Consider the following 18,754-nt stretch of genomic DNA (forward strand, 5'->3'; position numbering starts at 1 on the left):
ATATTTTATTTATTATTTTTAACTTGTTCCGGTGTAATAGTTGTCCCATTATTACCCCAATTACTGTAAACATAATTGAGCACAGCCGCTACATCTTCATCGCTCAATCTTTGAGCAGGCATTGCACTGTTATAGGTTTCACCGTTTACTGTAATCTCACCTGTTAAACCATTTACCACTGCGTCAATTGCTTTAACAGGATGCCCATTCAGATAGTCAGAATTTGCAAGTGGAGGGAAAGTTTTAGGAATTCCCTGGCCTTCAGCCTGGTGACATGCTAAACAGTTTTGCGAATAAATCTTTTTCCCTGCAGTGATACTTGTCTGGAGATCAAAGTCAGCTGGTGCTGGAGCTGGCTCTTCAACTACAGCTTCAACTTCTTTTTCCTGAGGAGGAGTACTCTCTGCAATTTCCGACTGTGGGTTATAAGGTACAGCCTCAGAACCTTCGTCATATACCACATGGTTTTCATCTCCAGATACACTTAGTATGCCTAAAGCGCCTTTATTAAAAGCTCTGAAAATTGAGTGATCAACCAAAACCAAATTATCAGGAGATTCCACAGTAAATTCCAAAATTGCTGATCCACCAGCTGGAACTAAAGTAGTTTGTACATTTTCGTTAATGCTCTTACCGCCTTCTAAATAAACTTTATCAAAAATTTCACCAATTACGTGAAAAGAAGAAGCAAGATTTGGACCGCCATTTCCAAAGAAAATTCTTACAGTTTCTCCTACTTGAGCAGTAAGCGCATTTTCTCCTGTTAAAGCGCCTACTTTCCCATTAAAGACAACATAATCTGGGTTTTCATCTACCGCTTTTTGTAAATCAAAGTCCTGTAAACCTTTTTCACCGTGTTTGCCTTTAGTATAGAAATCTCCTTGCATCACATAATATTCCTTATCTACTGGCGGTAAACCTCCTAGTGGCTCTACCAAGATTAATCCGTACATTCCGTTAGCAATGTGCATCCCCACAGGAGCTGTTGCACAGTGGTAAACATATAACCCAGGATTTAGGGTTTTAAAAGAGAAAGTCTTTTGTTGTCCTGGCGCTACGAATGAAGCTTCAGCTCCACCTCCTTGACCGGTTACAGCATGCAAGTCAATATTATGTGGTAATTTATTGTCAGGGTGATTTTTAAGCGTGAATTCTACTATATCGCCCACTCTTGTTCTAATAAATGAACCGGGAACGCTTCCACCAAAAGTCCAATAAACGTATTCAACACCATTGTCCATTTCGGCTACCTCCTCCAAAATTTCCATATCAACAAAAAGTCTTTTAGCCATTCTTTTACCAATGGGTTTTGGCACGTTTGGAGGAGAAGTCAATTCGGCTTTCATTGCACCAAGAACTTTAATGTCTTCATTTTTATTTCTGTTCGATTTCACAATTTCCTCTTGTTGCTGACAAGCCGAAAAAAGAAAAGGAAATAGCAGGGCAAAAAACAAATAAGTGATTCGATTCTGAGTCTTTCTATGCGTTTTCATAATCTATGCTTTTAATTATATTCGGATATTTTTATCCTTTTTTGTTTGATACAAATATCACTAGAGAACTTTAGAATAGAAATGTTCCAGATCAGGCATTGAGAAGTTTATTCACAGAGATAAGTCTGCGAAAACGCAGGAAATTAAATAAACTGTTCGTACTCGGAGAGTAAATTATACACCCCTGGGAGGTTATCAATGCAAATGCAACGACCATCCAAGGATAATAAGCCATCATTTTTCATATGGCTAATGGTTCGGCTAACTTGTTCGGCATTGGTTCCGGCAATCTGTGCAAGTTCTTGTCTACTGAGCGTAATCATAATTTGCCCTTTATTATTCTTCTGTCCCACTATTTCTCCTGCATAAACAATAGCGTAAGCTACCTTTTCATCTGTGGTCATTTGGGCAAAGAACTTGTTTCGCATTTCACTTTTACGAAGTTCTTTTGAGTAGAACATCATGATCTCAATAGTGAAATGCGTATTATTCAAAAAAGCATCATATAGCAACTCATTATTAAGAAAACAAACACGGGCATCGTTGAGTGCCACCGCACCTATTGGATAATTTTCCTTTGCCACTCCTTTATGTCCCATCATATGCCCATTCTTTGCTAATCGAACAATATTTTGTCTGCCTGAAAAACTACTACTCACAATTTTAACATCCCCTGACTGAATAAAATAGGCGCCAAATACTGGAGAGCCCTCAGAGAAAATATATTGCCCTTTTGGGTAAACCACTTGATTTTTGAATTCACTGATTTTAGCCAACCACTCCGGATTTGTCTTTTTTACAAAACATGAAGTGGTAGTACATTCTTCGCAGCTTATTTTATTGGTTTTTTGGGGCATAAGAATATGATAGTCAATAATAGATTCTCAGTAACATTTTAAAAGTAATCTCTTTGAATTGAATAATCAATAACAAACTCACATTAAGGTAAATCTTTTCAAATTTACAATATTAGCCTAAATCGAAATTTTTGAATCCATAAAACTTTTATTTTTAAAAAGAGTATAATATATTTGTTAGTGAATACTTACTCACATATGAAAAAGATAACCAAAAGACAGTTAGAAATCATAGAAGCCGCAGGCAAAATACTTACTGCTTCTGGCGTAGGAGGATTAACCATAAAAAACCTAGCTAAGGAAATGCAATTTTCTGAAAGCGCTATTTACCGTCATTTCTCTAGCAAGCAAGATATTATTATTGCCATGCTTGAGTATTTGGCAAAAAATATGGATGAAAGATATGGAGTAGCAATTTCCGAGGATCAATCTGTTGAAGAAAAATTCATTAGCCTCTTTACCAGCCAATTTACATTTTTCAAAAGTAGTCCATATTTCGTGGTAGCGGTCTTCTCCGATGGATTAATGGCAGAAAGCCAGAAAGTAAATGATACTATACATAAAATCATGACTGTAAAAATGAAACATTTAAAACCCATCATCATGCAAGGGCAAAAAGATGACATTTTTTCAAATGAAATATCTGTAGAGGAATTACTAAATGTTGTCATGGGTGCTTTCAGGCTATTTATGTTTAAGTGGCGAATTGCTGATTTTAAATATGACATAGAGGAACCAGGACATAAAATGACACAAACACTTTTAAAACTTTTAAAGAAGAAATGATGAAGAATTTAAGCTTTATTACCTATTTATCAATAGTGCTATTTTTTACAATGAGTGCTTGCAGTACCACTACTAATGAAAAGAGTGAATTAAAAAAGGGTCAAATTCAGCAGGACAAGAATGAACTTGGCATTGAACTGAATGATGGACAAAGATGGGAGGTAAATCAAGAAATGAAACCACCTTTGGAGCGTAGTGAAATATCTTTGAATAAATATGAAGGGAAGGATTATGAAATTCTTGCCGAGCAATTAAAAGCCAATAATGACGAATTGGTAAAGTCGTGTACTATGAAAGGCACAAGTCATGATGAGCTACATAAATGGCTGCATCCTCATATGAAGTTAACTACTGCACTCCTTGAAGCTGAAAATGAAAAAGAAGCAGACAAAATAATTCAAAAATTGAAAACCTCTTTCGATACTTATCACCAATATTTTCAATAAAAGAATTGAATAACTAAAAAAATTTATCCAATGAAGTTAGTAAATACTCACAAACTAATATTGCTGATGCTTTTTCTATTCTTGAAAATGGAAATAGCAAGTGCTCAAGTTTGGACTTTAAAGCAGTGTATTGATACTGCATTAGTCCACAATAATAACCTAGAAAGCGGAAGAAATTCTATTGCTATAGGTAAAGAAAGAGAAAAAGAGGCAAAAGCGCATCTATTACCGAAAGTTACTGCTAATGCAGATTATAAATATTTCACTGATTTGCCCTATCAGTTAATGCCTCTTTCTACCTTCAATCCTGCGGCTTCGGAAGGACAATTCAACGAAATACAATTCGGGGTTCCCCATAATATCAATGCTAACCTTCAAATTGCACTTCCTTTATATAGCGCATATATAAATGGTGCTATCAAAAACACTAAGCTAGCATCGGAACTAAGTGAATTGAGATATCAAAAATCAGAGGAAGAGGTGTATTATGAGATTTCTAACCTCTACTACAATGCCAAAATAATTAGCCATCAGCTCAATTTTGTAAAAGCTAATTTAAAAAACGCTGAAAAACTGCTTGGCAACCTTCAGTCTTTAAAGGATGAAAAGCTAGCCACAGGAACCGATGTTAGTAAAATTGAGCTGCAAATTTCACAGCTGAAAAACCAAGAGCAAAATTTAAGCTATAAATATGGCCAAATAAATAACGCTTTGAAATTTACTATGGGAGTTTCCTTGGATCTTAATATGGAAATAGAAACTGACATCAGATTTGAGGAAAGTTTGCAGGAAGAGTCCGGAATTATCTTGGATTATCAAATTGCCAAAACACAAGAGCAATTAATTCAAAGTGAAATAAGTACGTTAAATCAGTCTCGATTCATCCCAAATGTGAACCTAGTGGGTAGTTATGGTACCACAGGTTTCGGCTACGATCAATCCCCTAATGAATTTTTAAAATTCTTTCCAATGAGCTTTGTGGGCTTGCAACTTTCTTATCCAATTTTCAATAAAGGGGTCACAAAAAGAAAATTGAAGCAGAAGCATTTTGAACTGGAGAATAATGCGCTTCAGCAAGAGCTTATTAGTGAGGCAAATGCTATGAAAATTGAAAATGCTGAGATGCAAAAAGACATGACAAAGAAATCACTGCTAACCACGGAAGAACAGATAGCACTAGCACAGAAAATTTACAATGAAAGCCTCCTTCAAAAAAATGAAGGCTTAGTAAACTTAACGGAAGTCTTATTAGCTGAAAATGCTTTGAGGGAAGCTCAACAAGCAAACCTTACTGCCATAATAGATTATCTAAAGGCTGATTTAGAGCTCAAGAAATTAAGAGGAAATATTAAAAATATTAATTACTAAAGAAATGAACTGGAAAAAAATAATCGGTATAATCATAGGCATAGCGGTAATAGTAGTGATGGCTATGAAATTGAAAAGCAATAAAGCCATTTCCGAAAATAAGATTTATCAATATGATAAAGAAAAAGCTATTGCTGTTAAGGCAGACACCATTTCTTTCAATTATTTTCAACTTAAAACAAGCTATACAGGTAGTTTTAAAGCTCAAAAAGAAAGCAAGATTAGCGCTGAAATACAAGGAAAAATAAATCAATATTTAGTTGAAGAAGGAGATATTGTAAAGAGAGGTCAGCCTTTAATCAAATTAGATAACTCATTATTAAGACTTGAATTAGAAAATGTCAATATTCAAATTGAGGATTTAGAATCTGATGTTAAAAGATATAAATCATTAGCTGAGAGTGATGCTATAAAAGGAATTCAGCTTGAAAAGGCTAAAACTGGATTAAAAAGTGCTAAAGTTAAGCAAGCAATAGCCTTAGATAAAATTAGCAAAACAGAAATCAAAGCACCATTTAATGGAATTATCACTGCTAAAATGAGTGAAATTGGAAGTTTTGCGGCTCCTGGAATGCCGCTTATTCAATTAACAGATATTTCAACACTCAAATTCAGCATTAATGTAGCGGAAACAGTGCTTCACCTATTTGAATTAGGGCAAAGCCATACCGTTATAGCCGATGCATACCCTAATTTATTATTCACCGGAAAAATTACTTTGATAGGAAGCAAAGCCAATATGAGCAACCATTTCCCGATAGAATTTGAAATTGAAAACACCTCAGACTTAAAAATAAAATCCGGCATGTATGGAGAAGTTAGCATATTGAAAACTAGCCCGAACAAACTGATTAGCATTCCTGCTTCTGCTTTGGTGGGCAGTTCTTCGGATGCACAGGTGTATCTGATCAAAAATAACAATGCTGTTTTACAGAAAATAACGGTAGCCGATAAAATTCAAGATAAAGCCATTATCTCCAAAGGATTAAAGGAAGGGGATGTGATAGTAACCGAAGGTTTTATCAATCTTTTTGACGGTGCAAATGTGGAATTAAATTAAATCAGCGAAACAATGAATATTACTGAAATTTCTATCAAAAGACCCTCGCTGATTATAGTATTATTCAGCATTTTCACCCTCTTGGGTATTATTGGTTTTAACAAATTGAGCTATGAATTAATGCCCGATTTCAATCAGCCCGTAGTTGTAATTAAAACCATTTATCCTGGAGCAGAGCCAAAGGAAGTTGAAACTTCCGTGTCGGAAAAAATAGAAGATGCACTTTCAAACTTAGAAGGAGTGGATTTTTTGGTGACAAAATCTTTACCGAATGCATCCATTATCATAGCTAATTTGAATTATGGAACTGATTTGGATAAAACCATGCAGGATGCACAGCGCTATATTGACAATATTAAAAAAGATTTGCCCGCAGATGTGCAAAGCCCAGTGATGAGTAAGGTGTCCCCTAACGACTTACCAATTATGTCCATTAGTGCCACTTCTGATCTATCCTCTACAGAATTTTATCAGAAAATGAAAGATGAATATCTGCCTCAAATACAACAAATAACAGGGGTGGCGGAAATCACCATGCTAGGAGGTGAGGAAAGAGAGATTCAGATAAAGGTAAATCAAAATAAATTAAAACTGCATAAGCTCTCTTTATTGCAAGTGGTGGAAGCTATCAATCGATCTGGAGTGGATGTTCCTGCAGGTAATTTAAAAACAGATCAAGCACTGAATTCCGTAAGATTGACTGGTAAATTCAAAACATTAGAAGATATAGAAAATGTGCAGCTTTCCATGCCGTTTCCTGGCAGCCCTGTTTACGTGAAAGATGTAGCAATTGTAACTGATGGCACTAAAGAAATAAGCTCATTAAGTCGATATAACGGCAAAGAAGGAATAGGGCTTTTACTCAAAAAACAAGGAGATGCGAATGCAGTTGAAGTTTCTAGGGCAGTTAGAGAAAGATTTCAGACAATCGAAGAGCAAAATAAAGCCTCTAATGTTCAATTCATTATTGCAGATGATAGTACAGACAATACTATTGCTGCAGTAAATTCAGTAGTTGTGGATCTTATTTTAGCAGTTGTTTTGGTTTCTCTGGTGATGTTATTGTTTTTAAGAAGTTTTAGAAACGCTACTATCGTTTTGGTGGCTATTCCGACTTCCTTAGTAACCGCATTTGCCGTAATGTGGCTTTTAGGTTACACTTTAAACCTGATGACTTTATTAGCCATGTCCCTAATTATTGGGATTTTGGTAGATGATGCAACCGTGGTATTGGAAAACATTCAGCGCCATCTGGATATGGGCAAGAAAAAAAGAGAAGCTGCCATGGACGGAAGAATGGAAATCGGTTTTTCGGCTCTATCCATTACGCTCGTTGATGTGGTGGTATTTTTACCCATCCTATTCCTTCAGGTTTTTGTGGCAGATATGCTAAAACAATTCTCTGTAGTAGTTATTACTTCAACCCTTACCAGTTTATTAGTTGGATTTACCCTTACCCCTTGGCTTGCTTCACGAATTGGTAAAAAGGAAGATTTACAACCCACTAATTTCTTTAACAAGTTTCTATTATGGTTTGAGAGACAACTTGATGCCCTTACCGATTGGTACGGAAAGCTGCTTAACTGGGTGCTAGAGCATAAAATTGCTTTTAGTGCTATAGTAATCCTATTATTTGCTATGACTTTAGGCATCATGCGACAAGGCATTATCGGCAAAGAGTTGATTTCCACTGGTGATCAAGGAAAGTTCAAAATGGCACTGGAATTTGATAAATCTACTCCTATAGAAAAAAATAATGCTGTATCGACTGAAATTGAGGAATTCATTTTAAATCAACCGGAAGTATCGACTGTATTCAGCAATATCGGAGGACCAAGCACCGGAATTGGAAGTTTGGGAGTAGGTTCAGCTAATAAAACCGAATTCACCATTCAATTAAAAACCTCTAAAAAAGAATTGAAAGCCTCAGGTCTAGAAGCAAAAGATACGGAAGTTTTCATGAGGAAATTAAGAGCTGATTTACAAAAGCAATTTCCTGGAATAAATTATTCTATGTCTGCCTTAGGATTAATTCCACGCACGGCACCCATAGAAATTACCTTAAGCAGCAGTCATTTAGATAGTGTTATGCAAAGTGCAAATGAATTAAAAGCTATAATCGAGAAAATCCCTGGTGCTGATAATGTAAGGCTTTCAGTTGAAGAAGGAAGTCCTGAATACAAAATCATTCCTGATAAAGATAAGATGCAGCGTCTGGGACTGAGCACTGCTTATGTAGGATTAAATATTAGAACAGCTTTTACTGGGAACGATGATGCTTCCCTCACGGAGGATGGAATTGAATATCCACTTAGAATTTGGCTAGATGAATTTAGCAGACAAAACTATGAGGACATACAGCAATTATCCATTATTAATCCAAAGGGACAAGCTATAGAAATAGAACAATTTGCTAAGGTCGAATTGGATAACTCACCCTCACTTTTGGAGAAAAAAGATCGACAACCTGCAGTAACGCTAACGGCTGATGCTTTAGGTCGTCCTTCAGGAACTGTGGCAGATGATGTGGTAGCCTATTTAGGAAATAATCCCTTAGCAGAAGGAATAGAAATGACCTGGGGAAGTGATATAAAGCGTCAAAATGATAGTTTTGGGGCATTAGGCTCTGTTTTGCTTATTTCCTTTTTGTTAATATACCTTATCATGGTCGCATTATATGATAATTATATTTATCCTTTTGTAGTTCTATTTTCAATTCCTGTTGCTACAATCGGGGCATTTTTAGCCTTAAACTTATCCTTAAGTAATTTAAGTTTATTTGCCTTATTAGGTTTAATTATGTTGATGGGCTTGGTAACAAAAAACGCCATTTTGATAGTTGACTTTACGAATCAATTGAAACTAGAAGGCAAGCATTTTAAAGAAGCATTACTGATTGCTGGAAAAGGAAGGCTTAGACCCATTTTGATGACAACACTTTCAATGGTTTTTGGGATGTTACCTATAGCAATGGCCAGTGGAACAGCATCAGAATGGAAAAATGGATTGGCTTGGGTGATTATAGGTGGACTTCTCTCTTCCTTAATTTTGACTATATTTTTAGTGCCAATGGTTTATTATTTAGTGGACGCTGCTAAATTAAGATTTGCAAAAAAGTGAAATGGAAATAGTACAGGCAATTTGAAAAGCTAAAATTGCCTAAATTTTTTCCACAATACCATTTGATTGAATCCTAATCTGTGATTAATGCAAGTATTCAGTTGAAATTTAGTCCAACTTGTAAGTCTTATCCGAAAACTTCTAAAGCGGTACAGGCACTTATCTAAAGTATAGTCCTGATAGTGACCCCGGCAGGAATCGAACCTGCATCTAAAGTTTAGGAAACTCCAATTCTATCCGTTGAACTACGGGGTCATTTATTTCAACTTTTACATGCACTGCAGTAAGCTCATGTGAAAAATAAAAGCAGCAAAGCTAAATTAGTAATAGGTATTTTTCAAATAATTAGGGAAAATTGTAAAATGCTTGGCTTCGACCAATTTTCTCAATTTGCTTTTAAGCTCCTCGATATTGTCTTTGTTGGTAGCTGAGATGAAAACCACATCATTTTGTTCCTTATTCCAATAAGTATTTTTCAAATTCATGATTTTCTCATCTGCACTCAATTCTTCTTCATCTTTCAATAAGTCTACCTTATTAAAAACCAAAAGAGTCGGCTTATCACTTGCGCCTATATCTGTTAAGGTTTGATTAACAACACTGATATGGTCATCCAATGTGGGATGACTGACATCTACTACATGCACCAACACATCGGCCTCCCTAATTTCATCCAAAGTTGATTTAAACGATTCGATCAAATGAGTAGGCAATTTTCTAATAAAGCCTACTGTATCGGACAAAAGATATGGGATGTCTTCAAAATTGACTTTTCTGACAGTAGAATCAACAGTGGCAAATAGCTTATTCTCAGCCAAAATATCTGATTTGGAAAGCAAAGTCATTAAAGTGGACTTCCCCACATTGGTGTAACCTACAATGGCCACCCTTACAATTTTACCACGAGATTTTCTTTGTGTCCTACTTTGCTTTTCAATTTTGGCAAGCTTTTCTTTTAATTTGGTAATGGTATTTCGAATTATCCTTTTATCAGTCTCAATCTCTTTCTCCCCAGCACCTCCACGGGTAGCGGTTCCACCTCGCTGTCTTTCCAAGTGAGTCCACATACGAGTTAGTCTAGGTAATAGATATTGATTTCTGGCTAATTCTACCTGGGTTTTAGCTTGTGCAGTTTGAGCTCTGCTCAAGAAGATATCTAATATCAATAAACTTCGATCATATACCTTGACATTGAGTTCCTTTTCAAGGTTTCTTAGCTGAGATGGGGTTAAATCATCATCAAAAACTATCCAATCTGCATTCTCTGCTTTTACAAAAGCACTGATCTCTTCTAATTTACCCTTCCCTACAAAACTCCTCACATCTGGCTTTTCCAGTCTTTGTGTAAATCTTTTAATGGTTTGAGCGCCTAAAGTAGAAGTTAAAAAAGCCAATTCATCTAAGTACTCATTGACTTTCTCCTCATTTTGGTTTTGCGTAATAATAGCAACCAAAACAGCTTTTTTCTCTTTGTTTTCTTCTGCAGAACTATATTGCATATATTTTTATCAGTATTCTTATTTATGATTACGCATAAAATGAAGATTTGATTCTCCTATTTAAGGTATCATAATTTTTCTTCAACAACCCTATTTTAGCTCATCCAAATAAAGTGCTACTGCTTCAATTTCAGATTCTGAAAGCTCATTTTCATAGGCAGGCATAACGCCCTGACCTTTCTTAATCCACGCTACTCTTTCAGATAAATTGAGCTTGCTTTCAGTTAAATCAGGAGATTTAAAAAGTCCTTTCTTTCCGCCTTTGCCATGGCATTTTTTACATTCTGCTAAGTAAACTTCTTTTCCTGTTTTCAATAAATCTGCTATTGCGCCATCGATTATAACTTCTTGCGCATCATTAGCGGGACTTTCAGTATTTACCGCTACGGTTTCTCCTTTTGAAAAGTTCAGGCTTCCTACCTCAGAAACTCCATAAATACAAAAAGTCAATATTAATGTTATAATAGCCATAGCTTTATTTTCTTTCTTGAACGAAACAATACCAATTGGGATAATGATTAATACTATTATCAATTTTACCCATAAATAAGTGGGAGCCGCAGCCCCATATAAAGATAACAAATAACCGCCTGTGGCAAGCATCAATACACCTAAAATAGGATCTACCATTTTAAGCTTTGTTCTGATCTTTGTCAACAGTTCCTTTTTGTTGGCCAATAACAGAATGGTCTTAAATAATAAGAAAAGTAAAAATAATGTTACCACTAGTACGTGGGAGTGAAGCATTCCAATTTCCATAACTACTTGTTTTTTGTACAAAAATAAGAAAGGCTATGGGAATAATTTCAATTTGTCAGTTATATTTGATTTTTATAGGTATTTTAAAGCTGAATAATTCAAACTAATCTGCTCTAAGTCTTTACCTGTCGAAATCTCCCCACTTAAAAAGAACCGTAAGTGTTATTATTAGTAAATTTGTAATACGATATGAAAGTTGCTATCACTTTAAATACCTCTTGGAACATCTACAATTTTAGAATGTCCCTAATTCAAGCTCTGATAAAAGATGGGCATGAAGTGGTGGCTATTGCGCCTCATGATGAATATACTGTGAAGTTAATAGAGGCAGGTTGCACTTTCCAAGATGTTACCATGGATAGTCGTGGAGCGAATCCAATCCGAGATACAGGTTTAACTTTTGAGTTACTTAACATTTACAAAAGAGTAAAGCCTGATATTATTTTGCATTATACAATTAAACCAAATATCTACGGCACTTTGGCAGCCGCATTATTGGGAATCCCTGTGATCAACAATGTCAGTGGACTAGGAACCATATTCTTAAATGATGATTGGATTTCTAAAATCGCCTTAAGTCTGTATAGGTTTTCTTTCAAGTTTCCTAAGAAAGTGTTTTTTCAGAACCATGAAGATTATCAACTTTTTATGGATAAACGATTGATTCAGCGAAATATTTGCGAGGTTATACCTGGCTCTGGAATTGACTTGAGCGAATTTACTCCTCATCCTCCTAAAGAAAAACCAGAAGGGGAACCTTTTGAATTTTTGATGATTTCCAGACTGATTATTGACAAAGGGATCAGGGAATATGTTGCTGCAGCTGCTATTTTACAAGAAAGAGGAATGAATGCAAAGTTCAATTTATTGGGAAAATTAGACGAACTACATTCAAGGGGAATTTCTTCGGATGAGCTTAATGAATGGATAAAGGAAGGATATATTAATTATTTGGGAAGCACAGATGATGTTCGCCCATTTATCAATAAAGCTGATTGTGTGGTCTTGCCTAGTTATAGGGAAGGCACACCAAGAACTTTACTTGAAGCGGCCGCTAGCGCTAAACCCATTGTGGCTTCTAATGTTCCTGGCTGCAACAATGTGGTAGATCATAGATTAAATGGGATACTTTGCAAAGTGAAAGACGAAGAAGACTTGGCCCTGAAAATGAAGGAGATGTTCTATTTGTCTCCAGAAACACGTTATGAAATGGGGATTAAGGGCAGAGAATTAGTGGAAAGAAGGTTTGACCATAATATAGTGATTGAAAGGTATTTGAAGGCAATTGATAAAAACGGCAATCTTAAACCTCAACTTAAGCCTGTTTATGTAAATAATTAAGAAGCATTTCTATTATATTATTGTCTTTTGCTTAATTGGTTATATTTTTACAAGTAGTGAACAAAGCTATCAAAAAATTTTACATATACCCTATTAGTATTCTTGCACTCATGCTGTTGATGAGCGGTTGTAAAGTGTACAGACAGAATATTATTCTACAATCTGAATCTGATATCAATTCTGAGAATTTTAAAGAAGAGGTTTCGAAGATTGAAGGAGCCTATAAAATCCAGTCTGGCGACAAAGTCAATATTGAAGTGTATACCAATAAAGGAGAACGGGTCATTGATCCAAACCTAGAACTCAATGCCATTACTGGAGGAGGAGCAGGCGGTGGCCGATTAATGCCAGACAAAGAATTCGAAGTTCTTCCTAATGGCACTGCGATTTTACCACTTTTAGGAGAGACCAAAATTGAAGGATACTCTATTGGTGGTCTTCAAGAAATGTTAAAGGAGCAATATTCAGAGTATTATATCCAGCCTTTTGTCAGAGTACGTGCTTTAAACCGAAGAGTAGTAGTTTTAGGAGCCATGGGAGGACAGGTTATTCCAATTGAAAATGAGAAGATGACTGTTTTAGAAATTTTAGCTCTTTCAGGAGGATTAAATAGAGATTCTAAGGGAAGAAATATCAGGTTAATTAGAGGCCCTTTAGACGACCCTTCAGTTCAAGTAATTAATTTGGCTACTATTGAGGGAATGCAAAAAGCAAATTTGCAGGTATTACCTAACGACATTATTTATGTGGAACCTATCAGAAGGATTTTCACAGAATCAGTACGGGATATTGCTCCCGTAATTGGCATTGTTACCAATGTAGTGACATTGTTTATTGTGATTGAAAACTTAAGGTAGGCAAGAGCAATGAGCAATCAACAAACACGATACCAAAGAAATGTAGATGCAAAATCGTCTCATAAACCCTTGAACAACGAAACTGAGGTGGTAGATTTTTTCAAGCTAAAAACCATCCTCAAAAAGAACTTACCTTGGGCAATTTTGCTTATCTCAATAACTGTATTTGTAGCTTTCCTCTATGTACGATATACTAACGTTAGGTTCCAATCTTATGCAGAATTAAAACTAAATAAGCGAAGTGAAGCCAGCGTTTTTGGTTTTAACCCGTTAAAAGAAGAAAGCTCCAATTTAAATACCTTATCTGGAGAAGTAGAATTAATTCGTTCTAAACTCTTTTTAAAACAGGTAATTGGAAAGTTGCCTCTTGATGTATCCTATCATGTTATAGGAAGGTTCAAAAATGAAGAAAGATATAAGTTCACTCCTTTCACCGTTAGTTATGAAGCATCTTGCGCTTCTTATGGCCAAAAATTTTATGTAGATATAATCAATAAAGAAACTTTTAAAATATCGACCAATCCAGATGGTGGAGATTGGACTACCCATACCTTTGAAAAGTATTTTACGCTAAATGGATGCAGTTACAAACTTGAGAAAACCTCTCACTTTTTTAGCACTGAGAAGCTATTTTTTAGTATCTCTACACCAGAAAGCTTAATAAGTTATGTAGAATCTAATCTTTCGGTTGCACCTGAGAATTTAAATGCCAACACCATCAAGATCACCTTTGCAGATTATAACCCTTATAAGGTTCAGGCCATTGTTGAAAAAATTAGTGAACTCTATACTGAATACAGTAAAGAACAGAAAAACAGGGCCAATCAGCTTAAGATTGAGTTCTTAAATAAACAGTTAGGTCAAACGGAGGATGAACTATCGAACTATGAGACTTATATCGAAGATTTTACAATAAAAAACAAAACAGTTAATCCGTCTGAAGATGTCAATAGACTGATTTCGGAAATGGTCAAAATGGACTCTATTTTATATGGTATTAATTACCAATTAGGTGAAATAGAAAACATTAAAGAACAACTTGAAAAGGACACCTTAAGCTTTGACAAAATCAATTATTTGGTGCTGCCAGCAAATATGCAACCACTATTCGAAGAATTTTCTGAGCTCAAACAGCAATATCAAGTTGCCAAGACTCGCTATAGAACGGAAAGTCAGGTGTTGCAACAAAGGAAAATAGAAATCAATTCTTTAAAAGACAGGATTAACAATTACCTAAGTAATAAATTGGAGATCCTGAAAGAAAGAAAAGAGAATATTTTATACAGGAAAAGAGAGATTGAAAGCAAATTCAGCCAATTGCCAGCCAAAACGAATGAACTCAACCAGAAAATGCGATTCTACTCTTTATATGAAGAGCTTTACCTTTCTTTAATGCAAAAGAAAACTGAATTTGAAATTGCTCAGGCAGGTACACTTTCAGAAGTTGATATTTTGACACCAGCTAATTTACCTAGAAGCCCAATCGGTCCGTCTACCAACTTAATCTATATAGGTTCTTTTGCAGTTGGGTTTATTTTAAGTTTTATTTTTATTGGCTTTAGGTATCTGGTTTACGATGAAATCAACAGCATTCATGAACTTGAAAGGTTAACTAGTATCCCAATTATTGCCAAAATAAGTAGGCTTAATCGTTATGTAGCGAAGAAGAGTGGGGTAATTGTTTCAGAGAAACCAAGATCACAAATAAGCGAGGCCTTCAGAACTTTAAGGACTAGCTTGGATTTCATTGGTATTAAAGATGGTAAAAAAGTACTCTCAATTAGCTCAACTACGAGTGGTGAGGGAAAAACATTTATCTCGGTGAATTTGGCCGCCATACTCGCCATGTCCAGTAAAAAGGTGATTATATTGGATTTGGATATGCGAAAGCCAAGGGCTCAATACGCTTTCAATCTGGACCAAAACGAAATAGGTGTGAGCTCTATTTTAAGTGGTGGAGTTCACTGGAAAGATTGTGTCAATAATACTAAAACAGAAAACTTACATTTTATTCCCTCAGGTATTATTCCGCCTAATCCAGCTGAACTATTGGAGAGCGAATATTTTGACCAATTATTGAATGAACTAAAGGCTGAATATGATATTATCCTGTTGGATACCCCTCCTATTGGCCTGGTCTCTGATGGTATTATTGCACTCAAAAAATCTGACCATTCACTTTTCGTTGTACGGGCTGATTATTCTAAAAGGTCGTTTGTTAATGATCTGCACAGAAGTCTTAACTTGAACAATATTCAGAATATATCTATCATTTTTAATGCCGTGAGAAAAGAAAATAAAGGCTACGGTTATTATCAAGATTACTACAATGATAATAATAGCAAATCTATTTCAACGCTTAAAAGGCTTTTCAATATTTAATGAAGCAAAAAAACCTATTAATTACAGGTGCCACAGGTCTTTTAGGTCAGCAAATTATATTGAAATTAATTAGCCTGGATTATCAAATTTATGCGACAAAAAGAACTCATTCAGTTACTCAGGTAGATTCAGAAAAAATTAATTGGATTGAGATAAACTCAATTGACGATAATTTATTCCTGCGGATTCCTGTGAAAATTGATTTTGTAATACATGCTGGGGCTTTTGTTTCCTATAAAAAGTCAGACGCAGCCAAAATCTTTCAAATTAATACTAAATGGACTTCTAAATTGGCTATGGATGCTCTGGAAGTTGGAGTTAAAAAATTTGTTTTCATAAGTAGCATTTCGGCATTAGGTAAAAATTCTATTGATCATTTCATTGATGAAAATACCCCTAAATCAGATGATGAATTTCTAAGCAACTATGGGAAAAGCAAAAGAAAAGCTGAAGCAATACTTTGGGAATTATCAAAGGCAGGATTACCTATCATCATTTTGAACCCATCCGTTATCCTAGGGCCAGCAAATCGATACCAAAGCAGTGCACAATTATTTGGATATGTTGGTGACCAAAAGCCCTTTTACACTAGAGGATTGATTAATTACATTGATGCGAGAGATGTTGCAGAAATCGCTGTAGAAAGTTTGGCAAATAATATCAGAAATGAGCAGTTCGTTTTAAATGCAGGAAGTATTAGCTACCGTGATTTTTTTAGAGCTACCGCAAAACAGCTCCATGTAAAAGCTCCGAATATAGGTATTCCTAAGTTTATGGTGATTTTGGGTGCAGTGATGGAAAACATATGGAGTAAAATTAGCGGTAAACCTGCAACACTCACCATGGAAACTGCTAAAATGGCGGGTAACAAGAAAATATATAATGCAGATAAGGCGAATAAAATATTTAATTTGCGTTATAAGACTTTAGATGAATCCATTGAATGGACAGTGAAGGAAATGCTGTTATGTAATGAGTTATAAATCACCTATCAGCATTTTTTAATGTTATAAGGGTAAAAAGGACTATTCTTTTATAAATGATTCTTGCAAAATAACTTTTCCATTCTTAATAAGAACTAACTTATAGTAATCCTTTTTTAATGATCTTAAATCGATATCTACTTTTTCTTCAAAATCACTACTCATAATACGCTTTCCATATTTATTAAATATCGAATACTGATAAGCAGCAGTAGGTTTTTCACTAGAAATAAGTCTTATTGGACATGGTGGTTCTATAGGTGCTAATGTCATATAATCAGAAGTTGGATTTGGGGATATAGCATATGGAATATTATCACAATCACTTCCACCTCCAACAATAACATTTTTATATTTATAATTATTTCCACATGCATTTGAAGCAGTAACGCTTACAATTCCTGAGTTACTTCCAGCTTTTATTCTAGCATAGTTTCCACTTTCTGAAATTATTGACCAACCACTGCCTGAAACACCCCAATTATAACTAACTCCGCTTCCAAAACCAACTGCATAAAAATTCCCCTGACCACCAGAAACCATACTTAATTGTCCTGAAATATAGCCTGAATTTGAAGGGCTAGTTAAATTGATATTTTTATTAAAGCAATAATTCCCATAAGGTTTTGAAACGTTGAGACTCACAATCTGATTGTTAGAATAACCAGCTTTACCTCTCAGGCTTAAGGATGAAGTACCCTGCCCTGACATTATCCTCAAACCACTGCTGACAGTCCATGTATAAGTAGCCCCCCAAATACCACGAATACTATATCCACGGTTTGATGTACAGCTAATACTATTACTTCCTACAATATTTGTCACATTATCAGAAAAAGTACTACTAGCGTTATCATACATAATTCCTTTTTGCCCAGTCGAGAAAAAATTCCTACATCTTCTGTTACCGTAAGCCATTACATTTCTTGCATGAGGAGTCCAAAGGTCATCCCGTCTATCCATCCTGTAAACCCCTTCTTCTGGTAATCTATAATCGCATGGTGCAATATCACCATCGCTACTATTTGGATTATCATTATATGTAACATCACCTGCATTCCCCATGTTTGGATCAGCTTGTGTATCGCATAGAAAATCTCCATTCACTTCGCATTTTTGCATCTGATCAGTGCTTGTGCATCCTTTATACCAGAAGTTAGTTGTCCTGCGAGTCACTGATTCTTGAAGACATTTACGCCAAACATTGGCATTGTCCCCATTGAACACTTCTGACCCTAACCTGCCTGCCTTGTGCGTATGCTCTAAGCCTAGATTATGACCCAATTCATGTGCCATAGTACCTGCAACTCTCTCCAAACGGGCTTGTGTAACTGCTCCAATATCTACATCTTGCGAACCAACCCAAGAGTTACTATTGAATGGTAAATTAGGTGGTTCTGCTGAACCTCCCCCATCATCAACAAGATGCATGGTAAATTGATTGGAATTGTGCTGGGCAACGAACATTTCTAGTTCTTGAGCATTGATTAGATCTCCATTAGCAAATTCAGAATTGTTGATATAAACGGGGCTTCTTATCAAATAAAACCTCACATCCGTTCCAGACTGTAAAAGCCTTAAATTGGTTTCCTCCAATAATTCTTCAATGGTTCGATTAGTAATAAATGTATTATTATCTATATCTCTATGCACAACGATCCGAAGGGGTAGATGATAACTGACAGATTGTGAACATACAGTATTAATCTTTTCAAGATTATCATTTTTATATTCATCGGTTAAAGTTTGATTAAATTTCAATAACTTTTCTTGTTGTTTATTTTGATGAAGTAAATTTACCTT

Annotated in this window: 14 protein-coding genes and 1 tRNA gene; 9 read left to right on the plus strand and 6 right to left on the minus strand. The window is 35.4% G+C overall.

What is annotated here, in order from left to right; translation table 11 throughout:
- Window positions 1-5: 5 nt before the first annotated feature.
- Complete coding sequence (gene nirK, locus AAC601_RS05620) at window positions 6-1,493, minus strand: copper-containing nitrite reductase (RefSeq protein ID WP_303270949.1); 1,488 nt, start codon at window positions 1,491-1,493, stop codon at window positions 6-8.
- A 143-nt stretch (window positions 1,494-1,636) separates the two neighbouring features.
- The gene (locus tag AAC601_RS05625) at window positions 1,637-2,350 is read right to left on the minus strand and encodes a Crp/Fnr family transcriptional regulator (RefSeq protein ID WP_340152720.1); all 714 of its coding nucleotides are present in this window, start codon (window positions 2,348-2,350) and stop codon (window positions 1,637-1,639) included.
- A gap of 198 nt (window positions 2,351-2,548) precedes the next feature.
- Here AAC601_RS05625 and AAC601_RS05630 point away from each other — a divergent pair, with 198 nt between their 5' ends.
- From AAC601_RS05630 to AAC601_RS05650, 5 genes are read left to right on the plus strand one after another with little or no spacing between them, the layout of a single operon-like run.
- Entirely contained in the window at window positions 2,549-3,136 is a 588-nt protein-coding gene (locus AAC601_RS05630; protein ID WP_340152721.1) for a TetR/AcrR family transcriptional regulator, read from the plus strand.
- Window positions 3,133-3,582, plus strand: coding sequence for a hypothetical protein (locus AAC601_RS05635; RefSeq protein WP_303270952.1), 450 nt, complete (start codon window positions 3,133-3,135; stop codon window positions 3,580-3,582). Before AAC601_RS05630 ends, AAC601_RS05635 begins: the two co-directional genes overlap by 4 nt.
- A 30-nt stretch (window positions 3,583-3,612) precedes the next feature.
- Window positions 3,613-4,950 carry a TolC family protein gene (locus AAC601_RS05640; RefSeq protein WP_340152722.1) on the plus strand — a complete coding sequence of 446 codons (1,338 nt, stop codon included), beginning with the start codon at window positions 3,613-3,615 and terminating at the stop codon, window positions 4,948-4,950.
- Window positions 4,951-4,954: 4 nt separating this feature from the next.
- Complete coding sequence (locus AAC601_RS05645; RefSeq protein ID WP_340152723.1) at window positions 4,955-6,010, plus strand: efflux RND transporter periplasmic adaptor subunit; 1,056 nt, start codon at window positions 4,955-4,957, stop codon at window positions 6,008-6,010.
- 12 nt (window positions 6,011-6,022) lie between these two features.
- Window positions 6,023-9,130 (plus strand): efflux RND transporter permease subunit, encoded by a 3,108-nt coding sequence (locus AAC601_RS05650; RefSeq protein ID WP_340152724.1) that lies wholly within the window; start codon window positions 6,023-6,025, stop codon window positions 9,128-9,130.
- Window positions 9,131-9,313: 183 nt separating this feature from the next.
- Here the strand turns inward: AAC601_RS05650 and AAC601_RS05655 are convergent.
- The 3 genes from AAC601_RS05655 to AAC601_RS05665 form a co-directional block, all read right to left on the minus strand.
- Window positions 9,314-9,385: transfer RNA gene (locus tag AAC601_RS05655), tRNA-Arg, on the minus strand.
- 65 nt (window positions 9,386-9,450) lie between these two features.
- Window positions 9,451-10,629, minus strand: a complete 1,179-nt coding sequence (gene hflX, locus AAC601_RS05660; protein ID WP_303270956.1) for a GTPase HflX — start codon at window positions 10,627-10,629, stop codon at window positions 9,451-9,453.
- 90 nt (window positions 10,630-10,719) lie between these two features.
- Window positions 10,720-11,388, minus strand: coding sequence for a cytochrome c (locus tag AAC601_RS05665; protein WP_340152725.1), 669 nt, complete (start codon window positions 11,386-11,388; stop codon window positions 10,720-10,722).
- 189 nt (window positions 11,389-11,577) lie between these two features.
- Between AAC601_RS05665 and AAC601_RS05670 the strand changes: the two genes are divergently transcribed.
- The 4 genes from AAC601_RS05670 to AAC601_RS05685 all read left to right on the plus strand — a co-directional run bounded on the left by AAC601_RS05670 (window position 11,578) and on the right by AAC601_RS05685 (window position 16,951).
- Window positions 11,578-12,729 carry a glycosyltransferase family 4 protein gene (locus AAC601_RS05670; protein ID WP_303270958.1) on the plus strand — a complete coding sequence of 384 codons (1,152 nt, stop codon included), beginning with the start codon at window positions 11,578-11,580 and terminating at the stop codon, window positions 12,727-12,729.
- A gap of 119 nt (window positions 12,730-12,848) precedes the next feature.
- Window positions 12,849-13,586, plus strand: coding sequence for a polysaccharide biosynthesis/export family protein (locus AAC601_RS05675; RefSeq protein WP_303270959.1), 738 nt, complete (start codon window positions 12,849-12,851; stop codon window positions 13,584-13,586).
- 9 nt (window positions 13,587-13,595) lie between these two features.
- Window positions 13,596-15,968, plus strand: coding sequence for a polysaccharide biosynthesis tyrosine autokinase (locus AAC601_RS05680; protein ID WP_340152726.1), 2,373 nt, complete (start codon window positions 13,596-13,598; stop codon window positions 15,966-15,968).
- Window positions 15,968-16,951, plus strand: a complete 984-nt coding sequence (locus AAC601_RS05685) for an NAD-dependent epimerase/dehydratase family protein (protein ID WP_340152727.1) — start codon at window positions 15,968-15,970, stop codon at window positions 16,949-16,951. Before AAC601_RS05680 ends, AAC601_RS05685 begins: the two co-directional genes overlap by 1 nt.
- 42 nt (window positions 16,952-16,993) lie before the next feature.
- On the opposite strand, the gene AAC601_RS05690 is transcribed toward AAC601_RS05685, so the two are convergent.
- The gene (locus tag AAC601_RS05690) at window positions 16,994-18,712 is read right to left on the minus strand and encodes a zinc-dependent metalloprotease family protein (RefSeq protein WP_340152728.1); all 1,719 of its coding nucleotides are present in this window, start codon (window positions 18,710-18,712) and stop codon (window positions 16,994-16,996) included.
- Window positions 18,713-18,754 lie beyond the last annotated feature (42 nt).

Source organism: uncultured Marivirga sp. (assembly GCF_963974845.1).
Lineage (GTDB): Bacteria > Bacteroidota > Bacteroidia > Cytophagales > Cyclobacteriaceae > Marivirga > Marivirga harenae.